Here is a 6,572-nt window from a genome sequence, read left to right as displayed (position 1 = left end):
TTTAGTATAAGAAACGTAAGTGATTTCGAAGCACTTACCTGTCAAATTACACTGAGCCAAATTTGCGTTTAGGCACAAATTTATAATATTAAACAAACCCGTCAAATCGCAAATTTGGCGGAGTCGATTAAATGCTCCAAACTTCCGTAAACAACTGAGCCACTTATGTTTTTTATACATTGTTGGCAGCTTTAATTTCTATATTCAATTTCTCTTTTAACAACTTCAAACAGTTTGTCATTAATATATTCCTTTCGTTCAATCCAATTGCCTTTTAAGTCATAAGAGTATTCATATGTGTAAATCTCTTTAAAAAACTCTCTTTTTTGCTCTTTATAAGACAAATCAGCATACTCATTGTATTTCAGGATTTCCTTAAAAGTTGTTCTATTATCATCGTCTTTTGCAATTCTGCTTACAAGTTTATTTTCAAAATATTCATATTCTGTAATTTCTTTAAATTCATTTTCAGAGTCAACTCTTATACTACGTGTAATAATTGTGTTGTTATACTCATGGATAATTTCAATTGTATTTCCGTCACGGCCCTTATGAAAATCCCTGATTAGTTTATTACCAGAATTATATTCCTTTTCATAATAGAGAATAGTTTCTGCGTTATAAATTTCATCAAATGTCTTAATTCCTTTGCTTTTAAGCATTGAGTTAATGTATATCTTGTTTTCTCCATCATTTAGAAAATATCTTGCTTCATGTATGCTAAGATTATCCTTATAGTCAGAGTATCGCACTTCATAAAACTCATTATCCTTTATGTATAAGTATTTTATTTTATAATAGTCAGTCTTTATGACATCTGTCAACTGATTCTTTTTATTATATAGATAAGACTTTGTGTATATAATTGAATCATTCTTATTCAGTTCAGTTTCCTTAACAAGAAGATTTAGCTCATTGTATTCATATACTCTTTTATACTCTAGTTCTCCAATTTTTGAAAATTTTTCCAACCAACTGATTTTGTTATTTGTATAAACTCTTTTTACACTGATTTTTCTACTCTTATGTCTTACAATTGATTCCTGTATCTCACCGTTTTTTGTTAATAGAAACTCATGTTCATTTGAAGTTGAATTTTCAAGTATTATTTCATCAGAGCTAGAGTGATAATTGGAATTACTTAAAGAAAATTGTCTTATGTAATTTATGTTTCCTTTTAGGTTAATACTTTCATATTCCGATTTTAAATAAGAATACAAATCATCCGTTGGACTATATCCAAAATTTTGTCCATTTAAACTCACTGAGAATATCATTAATATTATAAATGGTACTACTTTCATGCGTTTCGTATTATTGCTGCCAACTTATAAATAACATCACCCCGAATAACCAATACAAAATCTTTTTGCTCAATTATACCTTGGTTTGTTATTCAGCTTATTCGTTAAAAATATAAAAATAGAACTTATTACTGCTAAACAATATGACTTATTTGTACTGTACTTAAAAACTTACTGCCAAAGTTATCAACACAAAAAAAAGGGAGACTTTCGCCTCCCCTTCTCTTTCTGATCACCTATTCTATTTCGCTATTCCACTTCACTGGGTGATAATAATATTATATACGCTACATGGCCACAATAGTTACCTCACTTCGTCTATTTGCCTGATGTTCTTCTTCAGAACATGAAACGCCGTCAGCACAACGATTTTTCAGCTTCGTTTCTCCATAACCTTTGGCACTCATACGGTCTTTTGCGATACCACGCTCCACCATAAAGTTAACGGCCGACTGAGCTCTCTTTTGAGATAAAGATTGATTACTACTTGCTGATCCCCTAGCATCGGTATGCGAACCTAACTCAATTTTAATATCCGGGTTATCCTTCATAAACTGAATCATATCTTCCAGCTCAACTGCGGCATCTTCACGAATATTCCACTTTCCTAAATCATACAGAATCATAATCTCGATACTCTTACCCACTTCCGCTTTCTCCAGCTCCAGTTCTACAAATTCGTTCACATTTACATAACCTGTATCTCTACCCACAGTAGAGTATTGTACACGTTTTGTAAAGAATCCTTTTTTAGTGAAGACTAAATCGTATTCCGTTTCCGGCTCCAAGTTTGTTTTAAAATTACCATCAGTAGCACTTACTATACTAGTTTCATCACCATTTTTAGCTAACATCTTTAAGGTAACTTCTGGCACCGGAGTCATATCAGGTAATAAAAACACATTACCATAAATTCCCCAATAAGGGCGAGGCGACAAGGCCATCTCCATTACTTCGGTTGTAGGAGTAATCTCAAAAGTCTCGGTATAAGGAAAATATTCTGCTTCATTAATTTTAGCTACTAAACTTGTGATGTCCTCTACTTCGGTACTTATCATACCTTCGGCATCGGTTATTAAATTAGCTATTACAACACCCGAAGCATCGCATAATTCCACAGGCGTATTAGCAATAATTAAACCCGTGTTTTTGTTGGTTAATCTTCCTTTTATGGGCTGACTAAATTTAATATCATCCAATATCTCAAACTGGTAAATGTCGTCATCTCCTTTACCCCCTTCTCGGTTTGAAGCAAAATAACCATTTACACCATCCTCTTCTAAAAAGAAACTAAAATCATCTTTGGATGAATTTAATGGATAGCCCATATTTTTAACCACATACTTATCTCCTTTTTGTGCTGCAATAAATACATCTAAACCCCCTAAAGTTAATTGGCCATTGGAACAGAAATATAAGTTTCCGTTGCTATGCGCAAAAGGAAACATTTCTTCTCCTTCGGTATTTATTTCAGCACCCATATTAACTGGCTCTCCAAATCCATCTTCAGTAATCTCTACCTTATAAATATCTGAACCTCCAAATCCTCCTGGCATATCCGAAGCAAAATACATGGTTTTATTATCGGGTGATAAACAAGGGTGCCCACAAGAATATTCGTAACTATTAAAAGAAAGTACTTCAGGATAAGTCCATTCGCCACCTACTTTTTTCGAGTGCATAATCATTAGGTTATTCACCCCATCTTCACTCTTCTTCAGTACGGCTTTATTCACCACTCCAATATGCTCAATTACCTTGGCATCCGATTTAGGTACATATTTATTGTAGTTGTTACGTGTAAAATAAATTTCGCTGCCATCGCTATTAAAACAAACAGGTCCATCGTGATAAGCAGAAGATAATTTGGTAGATAATAATTTTGCCGATGCCAATGCACCCGCATCTTTCTTAATCCTATAAATATCTAAATAAGGCGTTTCGTTCCAGGCATATTCTCTTCGAATAATACGCTCGTCGTTACGTGCTGTGGCAAAAACGATATCCTCACCTACTACTACAGGACCAAAGTCGGCATGAGAAGAGTTAAAGTTTACTTCTTCTACCTTATAACGCTCCTGATCAACAATCTCAAATATCTTGGGTGCATTTTCATACTGAATTTCAGCTCTTTTATCGTCACCTCGTACCTCGCGATATTTTGTCATCCACTCATCCGCTTCTGTATATTTTTCGTTATACTTTAAGGTTTGTGCATAGTAATAAATATCTTCTGGTGTAAATTCAGTACCCGAAATAACATCTTTAAAAAGAGGCTCTGCTTCTTCTGTTTTACCAATTTTATAATAGGCAGTCGCTAACTTACTTTTTAAGGTGTCTCCACCTATTTCTTTAGTCAATAGTTTTTCATATTTCTCAATGGCTTGCACGTAAGCCATATTGTCAAAGTTTTTATCTGCTCTAACATGTTTATTATTCAACACCAAAGAGTCGGCTTTACTCATGGTTTTATCAAATATATTTTGTGCATGAGCTGTATTAGTCAGCACCAAGCAAAGCACAAATACTATGGATATATATATATTTCTCATTTGTATCATCATTAAGTAGGGTAGCAATTAAAAGAATCTAGGTGAAATCACTTTTTTCTTCAGGAAACCATCAAAGTCGTAACTAATAATGATTTCGTGTGAACCATTATTATAGTGATTTAGACTAGACACAGAAAAATCATATGAATATCCTACCATCAATTGTCGGTTTAATTGAATGTTAGCTAAAAAAGCCAAGGCATCACCAAAACGATAAGTGGCTCCTAACCAATATTTATTCAGGTATAATACTTGCGCGGTCACATCTGTTGATGGAGGAGCACCTTCAACCACTTTATTAATAAATGAAGGTTTGAATTTAAAATCCTGATTGATATCAAATACATAACCCGCCATTAAAAAATAGTGACGTTTTAATGAACTCAAATTACTCGCTGTAGTTTGATTACCTGATAAATCTGTTTGTATTAACTTAGGAATAGAAAAACCTGCATACCACTTGTCGCTGTACAGATATAAACCTGCTCCAGCATTGGGTTGCCATTTCTGCTCTACATTTCCATTAAAAGAAGCATCTGTACCACTACCTACATTCAGGTCGTCTAATCCTGCTTTGTAATTATAAATTCCTCCTTTAATACCCATCGAAAGAACCATCTTTTCAGTAAGATTTACACGATAGGCATAGTTAAAGTTAAAATAGAAATTATTGACAGGACCAATTTTATCGGATACAATAGAAAAACCAACACCCATTTTATAATTATTAATAGGAGTATGCATGGTTAAACTATTCGTGCGCGGAGCACCTTCTAATCCAGCCCATTGAAGACGGCTTAAAGCTAATATATTCATGGCGTTTCGGGTTCCTGCATAAGCTGGGTTCACGGAAACAGTGTTGAACATATATTGAGTATACAAGGGTTCCTGCTGCGCTTTAGTTTCAGAAACGTTGAGGCATAATAGCATTACTATAGCTATAAGTATCTGCCTTAATATTGATGTTGATTTTTGCATTGTCGTTGTATTAATTAGATGATGAGATAAGAGGTGGTGAACCCCTTATCTATCTTAAAACATCTCTTATCTATTCAAATAAATATATCCGTTTAACTTTTTGTCGATATCGTGTATATGTACAATATAGAAGTACGTTCCAACAGGGAGTTCTTTTCCAATGCTGAATCCAACATTTGATTCTCCATTCCAGTTGTTTTCGTATTTATCTTGTTTGTACACCACATTACCCCATCGGTTAAATATTTCAATACTTACTTTGGTATACTGTGTTACCCAAGGTATTTGATAGGTATCATTATCTCCATCATTGTTAGGAGAGAATCCTTCGTACAATGGAAGGTCATCCTCTGTGTAACATTTATCTGTATCAATATAATCTTTGATACCATCGTTATCACAGTCTCCAGTGCTCTCGTCTCTATCTAACACACCATCATCATCAGAATCCTCATCTAAATAATCTGGTGTTCCATCATTATCCGTATCTACATTCCCTTCATCTTCATCCAGGATACCATCATCATCTGAATCTTCATCCAAATAATTTCCATCGCCATCACCATCTTCATCAACATCACCTTCGTCTCCATCATCAATTGTATCACCATCTGAATCCAGGTCTTTATAGTTTGGTGTTCCATCATCATCCTTATCACCATTCCCTTCATCTTCATCCAAGATACCATCATCATCAGAATCTTCATCTTTATAATCTGGAGTTCCGTCGTCGTCAGTATCAATATCACCTTCTTCGTCATCAGAGATTCCATCGTCATCAGAGTCTGAATCTTTATAATCCGGAGTGCCATCATCGTCGGTATCTATATTACCTTCATCTTCATCTAATATTCCATCATTATCAGAGTCGGTATCATCTTTATCCTTGATTCCATCTCCATCAGTATCTCCTTCTCCTTCTTCATCATTCGGAATACCATCATCATCATTATCCGAATCCACTACAGTAATGGTTACAGTAGCCGATGTACATTCTTGCGGAGTTCCATTATCACATACCTCGTATACAAAACTATCTTCTCCTAAGAAATCATCATTAGGTGTGTAAGTATATGTTCCATCAGGGTTGATGACTAACACGCCGTTGCTTGGCCCTGATATTGGAGTGGTATTAATACTTAATACATCTCCGTCATCATCAGAATCATTCGCAATTAATGAAGTTCCATTTAATACTTCACCTTCATTCACTTCCGCCACATCGTCTACTGCAATAGGCGCTGTGTTAGTTGAGCTAACTGTAATGGTTACCGTTGCGGTACTGCATAAAGAAGGTGTTCCATCGTCACAAACTTCATAAGTAAAGCTATCCTCACCGTTAAAGTCTGTATTTGGTGTGTATGTATAGGTTCCATCAGGGTTGATGACCAACACGCCATTACTTGGCCCTGATACAGGAACTGTATTAATGGTTAACACACCACCCTCAGGATCGCTATCATTGGTTAATAAAGAACCTCCATTCAGCACACCTTCTTGATCTACCGAGGCGGCATCATCTGTTGCAATAGGTGCATCATTTACTTCATTCACCGTAATGGTTACTATAGCTGTTGTACATGCTGCAGGTGTTCCATCATCACAAACTTCATAAGTAAAGCTATCCTCACCGTTAAAGTCTGTATTTGGAGTGTAAGTATAGGTTCCATCAGTATTAATGACTAACACACCATTACTTGGCCCTGATACAGGAACTGTATTAATCGTTAACACACCA

The 6,572-nt window shown here is 35.1% G+C and carries 4 protein-coding genes; all 4 read right to left on the bottom strand.

Annotated features, from left to right (window positions below; translation table 11 throughout):
• Positions 1-191 precede the first annotated feature (191 nt).
• Positions 192-1,304 carry a hypothetical protein gene (locus tag A8L32_RS23190; protein ID WP_143525219.1) on the bottom strand — a complete coding sequence of 371 codons (1,113 nt, stop codon included), beginning with the start codon at positions 1,302-1,304 and terminating at the stop codon, positions 192-194.
• 287 nt (positions 1,305-1,591) lie between these two features.
• Complete coding sequence (locus A8L32_RS23185; protein WP_158027291.1) at positions 1,592-3,856, bottom strand: OmpA family protein; 2,265 nt, start codon at positions 3,854-3,856, stop codon at positions 1,592-1,594.
• Between the two features lie 27 nt (positions 3,857-3,883).
• Complete coding sequence (locus A8L32_RS23180) at positions 3,884-4,834, bottom strand: PorP/SprF family type IX secretion system membrane protein (RefSeq protein ID WP_075591655.1); 951 nt, start codon at positions 4,832-4,834, stop codon at positions 3,884-3,886.
• A gap of 66 nt (positions 4,835-4,900) precedes the next feature.
• Positions 4,901-6,572 (bottom strand): tandem-95 repeat protein (locus A8L32_RS23175; protein WP_075591654.1); only part of this gene is annotated, 1,672 nt, incomplete at its 5' end.

It is taken from the genome of Labilibacter marinus (assembly GCF_001659685.2).
GTDB classification, from domain to species: domain Bacteria; phylum Bacteroidota; class Bacteroidia; order Bacteroidales; family Marinilabiliaceae; genus Saccharicrinis; species Saccharicrinis marinus.
Note: the sequence above shows the minus strand (reverse complement) of the source record. Positions and strands in the feature narration are given on the sequence as shown.

What these genes read in the sequence shown, in the direction of transcription:
- A8L32_RS23190 (WP_143525219.1), bottom strand. Translation starts at nt 1,304, where the DNA reads ATGAAAGTAGTACCATTTATAATATTAATGATATTCTCAGTGAGTTTA.
- A8L32_RS23185 (WP_158027291.1), bottom strand. Translation starts at nt 3,856, where the DNA reads ATGAGAAATATATATATATCCATAGTATTTGTGCTTTGCTTGGTGCTG.
- A8L32_RS23180 (WP_075591655.1), bottom strand. Translation starts at nt 4,834, where the DNA reads ATGCAAAAATCAACATCAATATTAAGGCAGATACTTATAGCTATAGTA.